Raw genomic sequence first — 16,353 nt, forward strand, 5'->3', positions numbered from 1 at the left:
TTATTTTTTTAAGGGAGTGATTGTGTGGCAAAGGAACACGTGTATCTTTTTACAGGCGAATAATAATCCGGGAAACAGAAATAACGTTTTACGAATGCTTTGAAATACTGTCCAGTAAATCTTCCGCAAGATCATATACAGACTGCATCTCGGCCTCATTAATAACAGGAGTATATAAAGCAACCTCACATTGCTGGGCAAGCAATTGAAACTGGGCAATAATGATATCATCGAATCCCTTTATCTTCAATTGCTCCTCTATATTCTTTTTACTCAGATGCGTACCGGGGGGGATCTGTAACCTTTCATTCATGTAATTCCATAATGCTTTGCCCAATTCGGAGTAAAATCCCTGCCCGTTTTGCTGTATAAGCATAAGGCGCGTCCGAAATAAAGGATTGGATAAAAAAGCAGGCTGTAATTCCTCCTGGTTAACAGGCATCGTTTCCAGGCGGCTGTCTTTTTTAACAACTTTCGCAGCGGGCGCACTGAATGGCAAACGAATATACCTGAATAAAATAAAGCCAAATAGAACCAGCAGCCCGGCAGCTACGCCCATTATCCAGAACCTGTTCGTTTTGATTTTTGTATTCTCCTTTTCAGTTACAGCGGAGCCGTTGTAAAGGTTTTTTTGCGCAGCAGGAACAGCATTAATAAAAATAGAATCCGTTTTTGCAGTTTTATACTGGTTAACCTGCGGATCAAAGTAGGAGAACTCAACAGGGGCAATTTTTATTTTACCTGTTCGTTTAGGCATTACCGTGAATGCAAAAGTTTTATAGCCCCGCATAGGTACAACGGTTCTTAAAACATCTTCCTTTATCTCAGGTTCGTATGCTTCAATGTCTTTTGGCCAGTGCACGGCAGGGGCATTAATAATTCCAAAATTACCTTCACCTTTTATAATAATCCTGAGGACCGCTGCATCATTTAAAGTAATTTCATTTTTGTTAATAGTAGCTTCAATGCTGAAATCTCCTACCGCCCCATTAAAAGAGGATGGTTTGGCGGAAGCAGGAAGCGCTTTTACCGTTACCGCTAATGGATTGCTTTTGATATTTACATTTTCTGTTACAATTCCTTCGTGTGAAACATCATCAGATTCAAAGGATCGCAGCAATTCCGGAAGATGCGCTCCTTTGTCTTTCATTGCTTTTTCTGCACTCAAAAAAGAAATGGAATTTTCTACTTCTGCCGGGTCAAGCTCAAGTATGCCCGACTGGAGCGGAAAAAGTTGTGATTTGCGGATAAGATATACATTAAAATCTTTACCATTCAGCGTTTCAATAGTGGAGGGCACGGATGAAGGATCAACTATATCATATACACTAAAACCATTAAAAGAAGGTCTTTTGGATACTTTGGATTCGGAGCGCAGGCGGGTATATAATTTATAGGTGGCTACAACCGGCTCACCTTCATAGCAGTGATTTTTATTAACATCCACCTTAATAAAAAGATTCTGCCGGATCTTATTATGAATATCTTCACCCTTGCGGAGAATATAATCGCTGTATAAATTTTGTTGCAAAACATCATCGTAGCGCTGGCTTTGAAAATTATACTGGTTATTGTTGTGTTTTGCCTGGTTAACTTTAAACCTGATGGTATTGAAAACAAAACGCCGGTTATTTATCTTAGCGGAGGCCCCTGAAAGAGAATAGTTACCGGGGCCCCCAGGCTGTATAATATATACAAAAGAAACATAATTATTCACAACGCCATTAATGGCTGAAGTGCCCGCTGTATGGTGCGGCCCTTCAACAATCTTACACCCTTTAAAAGAAGGCGGAACAAATTGCTGCACTTCATCTGCATTCTCAATATTAAATTGCAGTTTTATTAATTCATCCTGCAGAATGATATTTTTATTGGCTGAAGCAATAGCTTTCACCTGACCGGAACCCTCCCGGGCCGTGAGGCAAAAAACAAATGGCAGCAATGCAAACTGAAGTAAATATTTTCCTATACGATTCATTTTTTATTTTCTTCCCTCCACGCCTGTAACAATCACAATATGAGCATAACAAATATAGCATTTGACTACAAGAGGCCGGGATAAAGTTGCGTTAAAAGACAGTCTTCACGCTTATGCCCGGCGTATATTACAATCGTTTGACAACAGCGGGGTAAATGAAACAAAAACATTTAGCCAAACATAATTCAATTATCGCATGCCACCATAATCAAACAATGTTTTTAGTATCTTGTTCCGATTATAATATAAACAAATAACATTCACTGTATGTTACTTCTTGGCATTGACGTGGGCACATCATCCATAAAGGTATCTGTAATTAATGCTGCCGATACAAAACTGGTTGCCTCAGCCCAATTTCCTGAAACTGAAGCTACCATTATTTCGCAATATCCCGGCTGGGCGGAGCAGGAACCCGAAAGCTGGTGGCAGTATACCTGCCAGGCTATACAAAAACTCAATGCCTCCGGCACTTACGATCCCAAAGATGTAGCGGCTATAGGGATCGCTTATCAAATGCATGGACTGGTAATTGTTGATAAAGATAAAAAAGTATTAAGACCGTCTATTATTTGGTGCGACAGCCGGGCTGTTGAAACAGGTAATAAAGCTTTTGAAGCCATCGGAACCTCCTACTGCCAGCAATCTCTGCTGAATTCACCCGGCAATTTTACCGCATCAAAATTAGCCTGGGTAAAACAGCACGAGCCTGCGGTATTTGAAAAGGTGGACAAGCTGATGTTGCCGGGCGATTATATTGCCATGCAGTTAACGCAGGAAATAACCACATCTCCTGCTGCATTATCAGAAGGCATTTTATGGGATTTTCAATCCAATGCCCTGTCAAAGGAGGTGATGAATTATTATGGATTTTCTGAAAATATCATACCTACGGTGCAGCCCGTATTTTCTGTTCACGGCAATGTAACAATAGCTGTAGCAGCAACATTGGGATTAAAAGCAGGTATTCCGGTGGCGTATAAGGCCGGCGACCAGCCCAACAATGCGTTGTCGTTAAACGTAATGCAGCCTGGTGAAATAGCCGCCACAGCAGGCACTTCGGGAGTGATATATGCCGTTAGTGATCAGTTAACAGGCGATCCGCAATCAAGAGTAAATAGCTTTGCGCATGTAAATCACAGTGCATCACAAAAAAGTATCGGCGTATTACTTTGCATTAATGGCACCGGCATAATGAACAGGTGGGTAAAAGAGGCGGCCGGTAGTAATTTATCGTACGCTCAAATAAATGAACAGGCGGCAAAAATCCCTTTGGGAAGCAACGGGCTTACCATATTGCCCTTTGGCAACGGAGCAGAGCGCATGCTCGAAAATAAAATGATGGGTGCGCAGATCAGTAATCTGCAGTTAACCACGCATCAGCCAGCACATTTATTTCGGGCTGCTCAGGAAGGCATTGCCTGCGCTTTTCGTTATGGATTGGATATTCTGAAGGAAAACGGGCTTCGCCCCTCTGTTATCCGTGCCGGAAAAGCCAATATGTTCTTAAGTGAAGTATTTACTGATCTTTTCGTGAATTTTACCGGCACACCGGTAGAGCTATATGAAAATGATGGCGCAGTGGGAGCTGCCATTGGCGCAGGTATTGGCGCAGGTATTTACACTACACCGCAGGAAGCATTCCGCACGTATAAGCCTGTTGCCCTGGCAGAACCTAAAAACAATTATGAAGAATATACGCGTATATATGAAAGGTGGAAGGGGTTACTGGAAAAAGCTTTATCATAGTATACGGCTCAATCATCGTATATATGTTTCCGTTATAACCTGCGTGCTGGCTGTTTTGCCGCTGTTTATCCGTGCGCAGGAGGTACAGGGCACAGTTTATGATATTACACAAAAAAATCCCCTGCCGGGAGTGAGCGTGCTTACCAGTTCGGGTTACGGAACGCAAACTGATTCCTTTGGTTTTTACAGCATTAAAGTCAGTCTGGCAGATTCTATATGGTTCTCTTACCTGGGTAAAGGCACCCCAAAATACCCGGTAAAAACAGTTCAAAACCCCGCAGCTTTTGATATTTCCATACAAATATCAGCGATTGAATTGCCCGGGGTTACCGTTCGAAAGCCTAATTATCGCTTTGATTCTTTGCAAAACCGGAGAGAATATGAAAAGGCGTTTAATTACCGCAAACCCGGATTACATATCTCTACTTTGTCGCCGGGCAGCGTTGGAGCTGGGGCCGGCGTTGACATCAATGAACTGATCAATGTATTTCGCTTTCGCCGCAACAGGAATATGAAATTTTTGCAGGGATGGCTGATAAAAGAAGAACAGGAAAAATATATTGATTACCGCTATAGCAAACTGTTTGTACGAAAACTCACCAGGTTAGAAAGCCCGGAATTAGACAGTTTTATGAAATATTACCGACCTGAGTACGAGTATGTTGTTATGCTGAGTGATGCGGAATTAGGGCTTTATATCCTGGAATGTTTTAAAGAATATAAAACTCCAAAAAGAAGAAGTAATTATTAATTTTTTGCCTCCAAAGTCGCAGGAAAACGCTTTGTGGCTATATTGATCGTCTTCGTAAACATTTTTATTTTTTGAGCAACTCCCTACTTACCCATATCTACAAAAACACCATCTGCTCTTATCGCCACCGGCCAATGTTTTAAATAGTACCCTTCCCCGCTTACATTATACCCCGTACGGATATTGAATTTATAGCTGTGTACCGGGCATACGATATGTCCCGATGCATTAATGCAACCTTCAGCTAAAAATCCGCCCGCATGCGGACACACAGAAGCAAAGGCAAAAACCATATCATTAAGTTTCCCAAGGCATATTTTTTTTCCCCCAACTTCTCTCTCTGCAATATTATTGGCGCCGAAATAAATCTCACTGATATCTTCCGCTATCTTAACCCAGTTATTATTTTCGACCGGCATGTGTTGCTATGCAGTGTTTAACCTTAATACAAAAACTCAGTTTTATAAGGATACCGGATGCGATACAATTCGCGGATCTTATCTGTGAGTACCTTCCTCAATTCATCAATGTTTTGCTTTTCAGTAGCAGATATAAAAATGCAATTACCCTGTGTTACATTTATCCATCTTTGTTTTAGCTCTTCTAATAACTGCATTTTTGTGTCTTCATCCAGCCATTCATCAAAGGTGTTTTTTACATACAGATCCATTTTATTAAAGATGGTAATGACCGGCTTATCATAACATTTCAGATCCTGAAGTGTTTTGTTCACCACCGCCATCTGGTCTTCATACTGAGGGTGTGAAATATCTACCACGTGCAACAACACATCACTCTCCTTCACTTCATCCAGCGTGCTTTTAAAGCTTTCTACCAGGTGATGCGGAAGCTTACGGATAAATCCAACGGTATCGCTCAGCAAAAAAGGTGTATTTTCAAAAACCACTTTACGGGTAGTGGTATCCAACGTGGCAAACAGCTTATTTTCAGCAAATACCTCGCTCTTGCTCAGTACATTCATAATAGTAGATTTCCCTACATTGGTATAGCCTACCAAAGCAACGCGGATGAATTCACCCCGGTCTTTCCGCTGCGTAAAAGCCTGCTTGTCTATCTCCACCAGCTTTTTACGCAAAAGCGATATCTTGTCACGCACGATACGCCGGTCGGTTTCAATTTCTGTTTCCCCCGGTCCTCTCGTTCCTATACCTCCGCCAAGTCTTTCCAAATGCTTCCACATACCCCTTAACCTCGGTAGCAAGTATTGATATTGCGCCAGTTCAACCTGGGCCTTGGCCTGGGCGGTTTTAGCGCGATTGGCGAAAATATCCAGGATCAGATCGCTGCGGTCTATCGTTTTTATCTCCAATATTTTTTCAATATTGGAGATTTGCGACCCGGTAAGTTCATCATCAAAAATGGCAACCTGTATATCGCCGTTCTTTTCAATATACTGCCTGATCTCTTCGAGCTTGCCTTTGCCTATAAATGTTTTACTATCAGGATGAGGGAGCTTCTGATAGAATTTTTTTACTGCTTTTGCACCGGCTGTTTCAGCCAAAAAGGCCAGCTCTTCAAGGTATTCCTTCAACTGGTGCTCCGTTTGCAACTTATGCACCAGCCCCACCAGCACCGCTTTTTCTTCCTGTAAAAATTTGCTCTTTTTATCTATCAATCCTTAAAATTTAGAACCGCAAAGGTAAATGATGCATAATAAAAAACGGATGTCACTATTAACATCCGCTTCCGTTTAAAAATATAATAAATTAAATTTATAACCCGCTTATCGTTAGCCCGATAGAATAGGGCTTAACATTTGGGCCGGCGCCTTCCCTGATGAATTCATTAAACTGGTAGGTTCCAAAAATCGAAAACACACCATATCCTACACGAAGTGTTCCGGCTAAGCGGGTAGTATTAAAATTTCTTTTGTCCTTTATTTTCCGGGTATAACCGCCGTATCCTTCCGTGTCGCGCGTTATTTTAGCTTTGGTGTGCGCATCTATCATGGTTCCCACTTTAGCCCCCAGAGCCACTTTAAATGATTTATTATAACTGGTTGGATTGCTGGCGAACCGAAGTTCTACGGGAACTTCCAGGTACCCTGTAGCGATCTTATATTTTTTATAGGAGCTTATGGTATCATGCGCAAAATTTAAGGGATATTTTCTCAGGTCAACTGTAGTTTCCTTAAAAAACATATTGTCGGTACCCAGTCCTGCCCCTATAGCTGCACTGAACCGGGGATCTGATTTAAAGGGAAAATCAAACATGAAATACATGTTAAAGGTTCTGCTTAAACCTCCTGTATTAAGCGAATCAGGACTTCCACCCCAGCCATTATAGCCTATCTGGATCATAAAATGATCTGCAGCACGGCCGGAAAGCTGGCTGTTGTTCCTGCTTTTTTGCCGGGAAAGCGTATCTGTTTCCGTTTGTGCCAATAAAAAATTACCCCATACTAATAGTGAAATGACCAGTAAGAAACGCTTCATAAATTAAATTGAGTGACAAATGTATCCTGCAACAGGTTAATAAAAGGTTAAAGAGAGCAAATATAAAAGACATTTTCTTCAACCGTAAAAGCAGTTAACCAGTACGAATTACACCGGCGCCTGTTGAGTTGAATCGGGGCTTTCCCCGGAAAACGCCCGCAAGATATTGATATTAGGGTAGATTTTAAAAAATGAATAAGCGCAGAAAAGGATGATAACAACTCAATCAGACAGAGTCTGCCGCCTGATAGTCTGAAAAAATTATTATACTTGCCGCATTAATATAATTCCGCTTTTATGAACCGCTCCTTTTTAATTGTTGTATCCATTGCATTATTACTTGGCTCCTGTAATCCCCAAAAAACAGTTTTTGAGGAAGTGGATGGTCTTGCCGCTTTCAGCGCCGACAGTTTGGGCAAGCATATCGCTGAACTTTCGGATGATGATTTTGAAGGACGAAAACCATTTACTGAAGGAGAAACAAAAACGATCCAATATTTAAAGGAAAAGTTTATTGCCGCGGGGCTGGAACCCGGCAACGGTGAAAGTTATTTCCAGGAAGTGCCGATGGTGAACATTACTACTCATGCTGCGCCAGCTATGCAGGTACAATCTGCCAAAGGAAATTTTACTTTAAAAGGACCGGATGATTATGTGATATGGACAGACAAAACAGATACTGCCGTTTCGCTTGATAATGATGAACTTGTTTTTGCGGGCTATGGCGTGGTAGCCCCGGAGTATAACTGGAATGATTATGAGGGATTAGATGTAAAAGGGAAAGTGGTAATGGTACTGGTGAACGATCCCGGTTTTAACGCAGGTGATACGTCCTTGTTTAAAGGAAAAACGATGACCTACTATGGCCGGTGGACGTATAAATTTGAAGAAGCCGCCCGGCAGGGCGCCAAAGGCTGCTTAGTTGTTCACAATACCGAAGCAGCCAGCTACCCGTTTACTGTAGTGCAGAACAACTGGAATACCTCCCGCCTGCGTTTAGACCCGCGGGGAAAAGTTGAAAAGATATGCGATGTAATTGGCTGGATATCGGGGCCGGCAGCGCAAAAATTATTGACTGCTGCCGGTAAGGACACTGCATTACTTGCCAGTGCCGATATAAGGGACTTTAAAGGCGCGGCTTTAAACCTGAAATTATCAACTTCCATACAGGTAAAAACCAATTACAATCAATCCAATAATGTAATTGGCAAAATAACAGGCAGCAAGTATCCTGACGAAACCATCATTTACACAGCGCACTGGGATCACCTGGGTATTGGAACGCCCGATGAAACCGGCGACTCTGTTTACAATGGTGCATTAGACAATGCAAGCGCCACAGCCGGCTTATTAGAACTGGCGCGGGGATTTAAAAGTTTGCCAACAAAACCTGAACGGACTATTGTCTTTTTGTCTGTAACCGCAGAGGAACAGGGCCTTTGGGGTTCGGCCTATTACGCTCAAAACCCTATTTACCCGGCCAATAAAACCGTAGCCAATATCAATATGGATGGGTTGAACTGGTATGGTAAAACAAAGGATGTGATTATAGTAGGACAGGGACAATCGGAACTGGAAAATTACCTGCGGCAAGAAGCCGCCAAAGTGAACCGTGTTATTACGCCCGAAGTGCATCCCGAAGCGGGCTATTACTATCGCTCCGACCATTTCAATTTTGCCAAAGCAGGCATCCCGGCTTTATATGTCGGCAGCGGTATTGATGTTATTGGAAAAGAAAGTGGGTATGGCAAAAAAATGGATGAGGAATATACTGAAAAACATTACCATCGCCCCTCCGATGAATATGATACCGCCACCTGGAAATTAGATGGCGCTATTGACGATCTTCAACTGCTGTTTCGCGTTGGGCGCCGCCTCGCGTATGGACAAAACTGGCCGCAATGGAAAACGGGTTCGGAGTTTAAGACGATCAGGGAGAAAGGGGAATAAGTTTTAGTTTGTGGTATTATAATAACATTAAAAAAAGGAATTGCTTTGGAATGTTAATTAAACCGGCTCTATTTTTTCAGCGCTGCAATAATAGTTCTGAAGCTTTCTATTCCCGCCTCCAGGTTTTCAACAATCTCCTCCGCCAACTCATCCGGATCAGGCAGATTATCCAAATCGGCCAGTGATTTATCTTTTAACCAGGTGATATCCAAACTGGTTTTATCCCTGGCGATGATCTCATCATAGGTAAATTTTCTCCAGCGTCCGTCAGTATCGGTTCCACTCCATGTTTGTTTTCGTTTATGCCTGTTGGTTGGGTTATAACAGTTAATGAAATCCTGCAGGTCTTCCAGTTTCAGCGGATTCTTTTTTAAGGTGTGATGGATATTGGTGCGATAGTCGTATACCCATACTTCTTTTGTCCATGGGTTTTTACTGGACGGCTTGCCATCAAAGAACAGCACATTCAAGTATGGTTAAGATTCTATCCAAGCCAATCCCTTTATCGCCTTTTTCTAATCCTTTGGCTGAAGTGTTATGCTTAATCAAGCATTTCTTGATTATGTCTATATCCGATAATTTTTCTGAAGGGTTAAGCGATTTATATTTTTTTACAAATCCAACTCCACTATCAAATACATCAATCTCCAAAAAATATATCTCTGATAAAGAATTCTCTTTTAAAACATCGCTTTTAAAATATGTTGTAAGTCCCTTATGGATTTTAAATTCTTCAACTAATTTTCTTCTCTTCTTCTTATAAAACTTGATTAAAAGACCTCTCAAACTTGGGTCTAACGGAACATTATTTTCGTCTTTGTTACCCCATTCAAAAGTGTTTTTCATTAATTCGTAAACAATACCCATTAAATGAACTTTAATTTCATCGTATGAATTTTGAGCATCTTTTGAATAACCAAGAAGTTGTTGAATTCCTCCTTTTAAATTATTTGATAATGTAGTTTCGTTGGCCGTGAATACTCCATTTATTTCAAAGCATGGTAAGATTCCACGGTCTTCTGATAAATGGTCAAAATTTGTAAGTAACAGCTTCCAATTCTTTTGGGCATTAACTGCTTTCATTCTATCAAAATAGATAGTGTTGTAGCTTTTCAAATACTTTCTAAGGTTAATCTTTCCTGTCTTATCAAAAACTTCGTTCTCATTCCAAACTAAACTGACTAATGGAAAAATTAATTCGTTTTCATATAACTCTTCATAGTCAGTTGCTTCGGGGTTAGAAATATCTATTAATAGTTTTCCCGATTTTTCATATCGCATCCAAGTAAAAACAAATTGGTAAAGAGTTGGCACTATACCAATATAGCTGCTGTCAAGTTCAACAGGTAACAGCACATCAACGACAATATCTAATTTGATGTGTTGGTACAACTGTGTATATAGTTGTTCAACCTCATCTAATTTGACACTCTTGTTTATTTTAATTTGAAACATTTTATTTCAATTGATTTATAAGTTTTCCTTCAAACGCCTTTTTTAAAATACTTTGCCTTAATGCCTCGGCCTGTTGCAGGCTTTCGGTAATGCTTTCTTTCATTTTATCGGCTACGCTGAGGCGGCTTTCGATGGCTTCAACAATTACAGCTTGCTCTTCGAATGAACAAACAGGAAGAGTTATTAATATCATTCGAGTTAATCCTAGATCCTGATTGCCGACACCATGAGTATATTTCTGAGATTGCTTATAGCAATGTGTAGAATTCAAGACATGCTCCAAATAAAATGGATTTACAGATTTTAATGTTTTTAATACTGCAACATGCACCCAAACATTAAATTCAATATCGTAAGTATTTACTCTTGCTATACCAGTTGTTCCACCTTTTGTGTAAAGAACATCACCTTTCTCAGGCTTGCATCTTTGTGATAGTGCATTGTGCAGTTCTTCTGATATAAATTTTGAACCACTAAAATCAATTCCTGTAGGTCTAATATTGCCGCCAGAAATAAATGGTATTCCTATAGCCTGATATTTTGGACTATAATGTGGCCCATCCTTAACTGACCATAATAAGTCACCAAGCCTAACCCAAGAAAATTCGCCAGGCAATTTTGGCAATTTCGACAACTCTTCATCTTCAATAGATGGTATTGGTTTCGACTTTATTTTTTTTAATTTTTGTTGCTTTTCTTTTTCAACGCTTAACTGTTTTACAAATTCCTCTCCCTTTATTGAATTCTGTTTTTCATTTCTCCATTGCTCTGTTAGCTTTCCCTCAAACGCCCATTTCAACACCGCCTGGCGGTAAGTTTTTAGTTGTTGCTGCGCGGTTTTTAACTGTTCTATGCCTTTGTCTAATTCACTAAAGAGTTCTTCTATTTTGGAAACAATGGCTTGTTGGGTGGGTTTGGGGGGAATCAATAAATCATAATTCCAAAGTATGTTTGGGTCAACATGGGGAATACCAACACCTTTTGCCCTTGTGTTTATATCAAGATATTTTGATTGTAAGAAATAATAAGCATAGTTATTATGCATGTCCGGAAAATTCAGCTTAACTAAAGTGCTACCTAATGCACCTTTTATTGCTTTGCCAACATATCCGGAACGGGAACCATCCCAAACCATTAAGAAATCTCCATCTTCACATAAAGCACAGCCAACCCCGTCAGTATATTCATCAATAACTTCTTTCTCAAACGCCTTGATATTCACATATGGAATTGAACATTCTTTTGTCTTTTCCTTTGAGATACGCTTTGGCTTTTTTCCTTTTACAGAAATTACATATTCACCAACCTTCACCCATTTCCAACCTTTTGGCAATTGCTTTATATTTTGGTCTTGTATCATGATTCCAGCTGCTAGTTTTCTTTAATCCTTCTCTTAAATAAGTGACAAATAATTGATTACTAATAGTTTAAAAATAGGTTCTGTTTTTGTAAACAAGGAGAGTTTTTGCTTCGCTTCATTATGTTCCTGCACCTTTGTTTTGGTTTATAGTTGTGATTTGCTTTTAAATTATCCTATATTTGTATTAAGTCTGCTCTGCATGAACGTCGGCTCCACGCCGTTTCCTTCACAAAGTGAAGGATTAGTGCAATGGTGGGCTTATTTTATTTTCGGCAGTTAAAGGATTCTTAGGCCCATAATAGTTTTTCCAACCGGCGATTTTTTCTGAATCGTACAAATCAATCACTACAGATATCTTTTCCTTCAAATAATTATAATAGCGAAGTTCCCCTTTTTCAAAAACATTTTGAACCGCCCAGCAGAAATAGTCTGACACATTTAAGAGCGGTTCTTGTATTTGTTGTGTTACATTAAAAACAATATTTGAAATAATATCCTTCCGATTTATTGGATCATACGATGTACCGTCCTGATCCTCTTTGATACTTTTGAAATTAATACTATTTGCTAATCGTTCTTTTGCTTTTTCCAAAGCCAACTCCAGGTTTTGATTTTTGGTACTTTTTCCTCTTTCTGCAACATGAAGAATAAGTTTCTCGCCGCCAGTTTTGTTAAGTTTATTTTTCAAAAGATGCGAGAGAAGGTCTGCATAAAAATATTGTTCTTTTCCTTTATGCACTGTTTCATACCGTTCTATAGATTTCCTGCCAACTACCGCTTCAAAACTACAGTCAAGACTTTTAATAAAATCCATAAATAGTTTTCTTACCTCGGGTAAGTCATCTGTGGCGTGAAAGAAATAACCTTTCGATGCTTTCTTCTTCCTCACAGATACAACATCAAAATAGGGATTGGTTGCTACTTCATTCTGTAGCGTATGAATGGTATTTCTTATTTCAGTAAGCGGTTGTCTAAATTTTGCCATGCCGATGATAAAAGATTTACTTACTCCATCAACTCCTATTATACTTGTTTTTCCTTTACCATAAAAGGCAGTATCTCCGGCTTCGTCTAAAAAGCGATGATTGGGTTTTATATTTTTATTCTTTTTTGTCACGCAGATAATGCCTGATTTAATTCATTAATAATTTTATCGGTTTTGTCGCCAAATAATTGCCACAAATGTCTGAATCAGAATTTTTAAAATTTTAGAATAAGCAGAATGTGCAATTACTATGTACTATCAATTCTGCCCATTTTGTAATTCTGTAAATTCTAATTCAGACATTATATTTTGGATTGAAAACCAATTTATATTCAAGACTCTTTGCTCCAAAGTTGATTAACAGCCCTTTTGCGAAATCGTAGGCCACTACATAGTTTTTAGCCTGTGCCAAATGAACATCTTCCAAAGTAATAACAGCTTTTAATTCTACCACTATTTTCCCTTCTACTATAAAATCTGCTCTTCTTGTTCCTACCTCAGTGCCATTGTAAAAAATTACCTGCTCTACCTCCCTTCCAAATGATAACCCTCCATTTGATAGCTCAATCGCAAGACAGCGCTGATAAATTACTTCCTGAAATCCATTTCCTAAAGTATTATGAACTTTCATGGCAGCGCCGATTATTCTATATGTCAGTTCATCCCTTACCATCAACTTTCCATTCTGTTCATTTTATAATTCTATAAATTATGATTCAGACATTATATTTTGGATTGAAATCCATTTTCTAAAGTATTATGAACTTTCATGGCAGCTCCTATTATTCTATATGTCAGCTCATCCCTTTCCATTCTGTTCATTTTATCATTCTGTAAATTCTGATTCAGACAATTTTACGCTGCCAGCACCTCATTCAACTCTTCCAATATTTTTTCATAATCCTCCTTAAACAGTTGATAAAACCTGCCTAACCCTCCCTGCTTATTAAACGGGTCTAATTCAAAATCGTCTTTCTCCATATGAAAACTATTGGCTACATATTCTTTTATCATTCGCAGCCATACCATTTGTTCTTCGGTAAATTTGGTGGTGGTGCCTGCTTGTTTTTTAAATACCCATGCCTGAAAGTTTTTGTCTACCGTTTTATCGTAGCCAATCAAGTTTTCATCAATACCGCTTATTTTTCTGATAAGGCTTACCAGGGCAATCAGCTCATTTTTGGCGGAGCCATTCGTTTCTTTTAATTGTTCGTATGCCCTCCATACATGTGCAGGCGCCAGCAGCGGTTGTTCTGTTTTTATTTTTTCGTACAGGTCTTTGATCATGCTGTAGGTGAGTTCCCGCCGCCGGTAAGGCTGGCTGTAAAAAATCTGCAGGGCGGTAATTTCATCCTTATGCGCTTCAATCCATGCGGTAAAATTGCTGATGGTAAGTTCCGCAGCCGCTTCCTGGTCTTTTACCCAGCCCAGCTTGGTTACATCGTCAATATTAACCGTATCCATCACCTGGTTGTATTTTTTGCGAACATCCACAATATAATCCCTTAGCTCCGGGTTGTTGAATGCGGCAACCGCCTGTTCAATGATTTGTGTATGTTGCGCCCTGAATTTTGCATCCAGTTCATTAGGAGATATATCCGGGTTCCCGCCTTCTACCTTTTTCCTTATGCCTTCTACCGTATCCGGGTCATAGGCATTCAGCAACTGCTTCACCACATGATTGATAGTTTGTCCATTAGCATGTTCGGCAAAATGTAATTTTTCTTTTTCGTCAATCTGCTTGTCAAGGCGGATCAGGCGGTTGGCCAATGTTGTCAGGATATCTTCACCTGTATTGCCAATAGCTACATGCTGTAACAGGTCTTTCAGGCTCATACCCGGCTTCTTCTCCAGCGGGCGGCTGTCTGTTTTCTGCGATTGCTCAACGCCTATGGCATCAATGATCACAAAATGATCTTTGGTGAACCTGGCAGATGGCGTTCCGGTGGCTCTCAGTTGTTCAAGCGAACAGGTACGTGTGCCGCGTCCCTTCATCTGCTCGTAATAACTCCGGCTTTTTACGTCCCGCATAAATACCAGCACTTCCAGGGGACGTATATCCGTGCCGGTGGCAATCATGTCTACTGTTACGGCAATGCGTGGATAATAATCATTCCGGAACTGGCTGAGCACTGTTTTGGGATCTTCAGTGCTGCGGTAAGTTATCTTTTTACAGAACTTATTTTCTTCGGCAAATTCTTCCCGCACTATCTCAATGATGTCTTCGGCATGCGAATCGGTTTTCGCGAATATCAGGGTTTTGGGCACTTCAAATTTCCCATCCTTATCGGTTCTGTCGGGAAAAACAGAAGGCAGGCTGTCTTTTATAGCACGAACGATTGTACGTATGGTACTAAGGTTCACGATGTCTTTGTCTAACTGCCTGCCGCTATACTCAATGTCTTCATCTACACTCTCCCAGAATTTTTTCCGGGTGAGGCGTTCCCGTTTGTCTACCTTTTCCCCCATCCGTATTTTGCTTCCTTCTTTGGTGATCTTTGTTTCGATGGTAAAAACGTTATAGGGAACCAACACGCCATCTATCACCGCCTTTTCGTAACCGTAATCACTAACAATATTCTTATTGAAGTAACCAAAGGTGCGATTGTCTGGCGTTGCGGTTAACCCTACCTGGAACACATCAAAATAGTCGAACACCTGTTTCCATAAATTATAAATGCTGCGGTGGCATTCATCTATTACGATGAAATCAAAAAACTCAACAGGCACTTTTTCGTTGTACACAACCGGCAGCGGTTCTTTGGGTTGAAAACGTTCATTGGGGTTTTGTTCCTCGGCGCCTTCGTCCATCTCTGTGCCTTTTAAAATAGCGTACATCCGCTGGATGGTAGAAATGTACACCTGGTTATCGGCGGGGATAAAACTGCTTTTCAACCGTGTAACGGCATACAGTTCCGTAAACTTCCTGTTGTCATCATTGGGAACATAGCTCATGAATTCCTGTTCGGCCTGTTCACCCAAATTTTTTGTATCAACAAGGAATAATATTCTTTTGGCTTTGGCAAATTTTAGCAAGCGGTATATAAATGTAATGGCCGTAAAAGTTTTGCCCGATCCCGTGGCCATCTGTATTAAAGCCTTGGGATGATTGCTTCTGAAAGATTTTTCCAGGTTGTTGATTGCAGTAACCTGACAGTGCCGCAAACCCTCCTCCGGCAGTGCCGGTAAATTCAGCAACCTGGCCCGCTGCGATTTTTCCTGCATCAACCACTCACGAAACGTTTCAGGGCGATGAAAAGTAAACACTGTTCTGGAACGTGGTTTGGGATCACGGTAATCGGTAAAACGCGTTAATTCACCGGTACTTTCGTATACAAAAGGCAGTTTCTGATTATCAAGGAACTTTAATTTGGCAGCCGCATAGGCTTCAGACTGTTCTTCATGCATGATAAGGTGTACGCCTTCTTCTGCACGTTTTGCCTCTACGATACCAACCGGCTTTTTATCCAAAAACAACACATAGTCGGCAGGACCAATGTCGGTTTGGTATTCTCTTACTGCAATTCCACTACCGGCTAAAAGGTTAATGCGGGCTTTATGCTGAATAATCCAGCCGCTTTCCGTTAATGCAGTGTCTATCTTATCTCGGGCTATCTGTTCGGGATTTTGGTTCAATGGCAGGGGATTAGATTGCAATATAAAAATGAA

General features: G+C 40.4%; 13 protein-coding genes. 3 read left to right on the top strand and 10 right to left on the bottom strand.

Annotated elements, in window-relative coordinates:
* Window positions 1-88 precede the first annotated feature (88 nt).
* Window positions 89-1,978, bottom strand: coding sequence for a BatD family protein (locus tag FRX45_RS18200; RefSeq protein WP_152269900.1), 1,890 nt, complete (start codon window positions 1,976-1,978; stop codon window positions 89-91).
* Between the two features lie 267 nt (window positions 1,979-2,245).
* Between FRX45_RS18200 and FRX45_RS18205 the strand changes: the two genes are divergently transcribed.
* Together FRX45_RS18205 and FRX45_RS18210 are read left to right on the top strand one after the other, a co-directional pair.
* Complete coding sequence (locus FRX45_RS18205) at window positions 2,246-3,727, top strand: xylulokinase (protein ID WP_152269901.1); 1,482 nt, start codon at window positions 2,246-2,248, stop codon at window positions 3,725-3,727.
* On the top strand, window positions 3,666-4,478 hold the full coding sequence (locus FRX45_RS18210) for a carboxypeptidase-like regulatory domain-containing protein (RefSeq protein ID WP_152269902.1): 813 nt from the start codon (window positions 3,666-3,668) through the stop codon (window positions 4,476-4,478). The genes FRX45_RS18205 and FRX45_RS18210 overlap by 62 nt, the downstream gene beginning before the upstream one ends.
* A gap of 83 nt (window positions 4,479-4,561) precedes the next feature.
* Here the strand turns inward: FRX45_RS18210 and FRX45_RS18215 are convergent, their stop codons facing one another.
* The 3 genes from FRX45_RS18215 to FRX45_RS18225 all read right to left on the bottom strand — a co-directional run bounded on the left by FRX45_RS18215 (window position 4,562) and on the right by FRX45_RS18225 (window position 6,934).
* Window positions 4,562-4,897 carry a Rieske (2Fe-2S) protein gene (locus FRX45_RS18215; RefSeq protein ID WP_152269903.1) on the bottom strand — a complete coding sequence of 112 codons (336 nt, stop codon included), beginning with the start codon at window positions 4,895-4,897 and terminating at the stop codon, window positions 4,562-4,564.
* Between the two features lie 23 nt (window positions 4,898-4,920).
* Window positions 4,921-6,114 (bottom strand): GTPase HflX, encoded by a 1,194-nt coding sequence (gene hflX, locus FRX45_RS18220; RefSeq protein WP_152269904.1) that lies wholly within the window; start codon window positions 6,112-6,114, stop codon window positions 4,921-4,923.
* A 97-nt stretch (window positions 6,115-6,211) separates the two neighbouring features.
* Window positions 6,212-6,934 carry an outer membrane beta-barrel protein gene (locus FRX45_RS18225; protein WP_152269905.1) on the bottom strand — a complete coding sequence of 241 codons (723 nt, stop codon included), beginning with the start codon at window positions 6,932-6,934 and terminating at the stop codon, window positions 6,212-6,214.
* Between the two features lie 297 nt (window positions 6,935-7,231).
* Between FRX45_RS18225 and FRX45_RS18230 the strand changes: the two genes are divergently transcribed.
* Window positions 7,232-8,884 (top strand): M28 family metallopeptidase, encoded by a 1,653-nt coding sequence (locus FRX45_RS18230; protein ID WP_152269906.1) that lies wholly within the window; start codon window positions 7,232-7,234, stop codon window positions 8,882-8,884.
* Between the two features lie 68 nt (window positions 8,885-8,952).
* On the opposite strand, the gene FRX45_RS18235 is transcribed toward FRX45_RS18230, so the two are convergent.
* The 6 genes from FRX45_RS18235 to FRX45_RS18260 all read right to left on the bottom strand — a co-directional run bounded on the left by FRX45_RS18235 (window position 8,953) and on the right by FRX45_RS18260 (window position 16,320).
* Window positions 8,953-9,354, bottom strand: coding sequence for an SAM-dependent methyltransferase (locus FRX45_RS18235; RefSeq protein ID WP_226805446.1), 402 nt, complete (start codon window positions 9,352-9,354; stop codon window positions 8,953-8,955).
* Window positions 9,335-10,339, bottom strand: coding sequence for a hypothetical protein (locus tag FRX45_RS18240; RefSeq protein WP_152269907.1), 1,005 nt, complete (start codon window positions 10,337-10,339; stop codon window positions 9,335-9,337). Before FRX45_RS18240 ends, FRX45_RS18235 begins: the two co-directional genes overlap by 20 nt.
* 1 nt (window position 10,340) lies before the next feature.
* Window positions 10,341-11,699 carry a restriction endonuclease subunit S gene (locus tag FRX45_RS18245; RefSeq protein WP_152269908.1) on the bottom strand — a complete coding sequence of 453 codons (1,359 nt, stop codon included), beginning with the start codon at window positions 11,697-11,699 and terminating at the stop codon, window positions 10,341-10,343.
* Window positions 11,700-11,940: 241 nt separating this feature from the next.
* Window positions 11,941-12,816, bottom strand: coding sequence for a DUF3800 domain-containing protein (locus FRX45_RS18250; protein WP_152269909.1), 876 nt, complete (start codon window positions 12,814-12,816; stop codon window positions 11,941-11,943).
* A 163-nt stretch (window positions 12,817-12,979) separates the two neighbouring features.
* Window positions 12,980-13,357, bottom strand: coding sequence for a GxxExxY protein (locus FRX45_RS18255; RefSeq protein ID WP_152269983.1), 378 nt, complete (start codon window positions 13,355-13,357; stop codon window positions 12,980-12,982).
* Window positions 13,358-13,539: 182 nt separating this feature from the next.
* Window positions 13,540-16,320, bottom strand: coding sequence for a type I restriction endonuclease subunit R (locus tag FRX45_RS18260; protein WP_226805447.1), 2,781 nt, complete (start codon window positions 16,318-16,320; stop codon window positions 13,540-13,542).
* Window positions 16,321-16,353 lie beyond the last annotated feature (33 nt).

Origin of the sequence: Agriterribacter humi, from assembly GCF_009192765.1 — a bacterium.
Taxonomy (GTDB): Bacteria; Bacteroidota; Bacteroidia; order Chitinophagales; family Chitinophagaceae; genus Agriterribacter; species Agriterribacter humi.

What these genes read in the sequence shown, in the direction of transcription:
- FRX45_RS18205 (WP_152269901.1), top strand. Translation starts at nt 2,246, where the DNA reads ATGTTACTTCTTGGCATTGACGTGGGCACATCATCCATAAAGGTATCT.
- FRX45_RS18255 (WP_152269983.1), bottom strand. Translation starts at nt 13,357, where the DNA reads ATGGTAAGGGATGAACTGACATATAGAATAATCGGCGCTGCCATGAAA.
- FRX45_RS18215 (WP_152269903.1), bottom strand. Translation starts at nt 4,897, where the DNA reads ATGCCGGTCGAAAATAATAACTGGGTTAAGATAGCGGAAGATATCAGT.
- FRX45_RS18230 (WP_152269906.1), top strand. Translation starts at nt 7,232, where the DNA reads ATGAACCGCTCCTTTTTAATTGTTGTATCCATTGCATTATTACTTGGC.
- FRX45_RS18245 (WP_152269908.1), bottom strand. Translation starts at nt 11,699, where the DNA reads ATGATACAAGACCAAAATATAAAGCAATTGCCAAAAGGTTGGAAATGG.
- FRX45_RS18210 (WP_152269902.1), top strand. Translation starts at nt 3,666, where the DNA reads ATGAAGAATATACGCGTATATATGAAAGGTGGAAGGGGTTACTGGAAA.
- FRX45_RS18200 (WP_152269900.1), bottom strand. Translation starts at nt 1,978, where the DNA reads ATGAATCGTATAGGAAAATATTTACTTCAGTTTGCATTGCTGCCATTT.
- FRX45_RS18225 (WP_152269905.1), bottom strand. Translation starts at nt 6,934, where the DNA reads ATGAAGCGTTTCTTACTGGTCATTTCACTATTAGTATGGGGTAATTTT.
- FRX45_RS18240 (WP_152269907.1), bottom strand. Translation starts at nt 10,339, where the DNA reads ATGTTTCAAATTAAAATAAACAAGAGTGTCAAATTAGATGAGGTTGAA.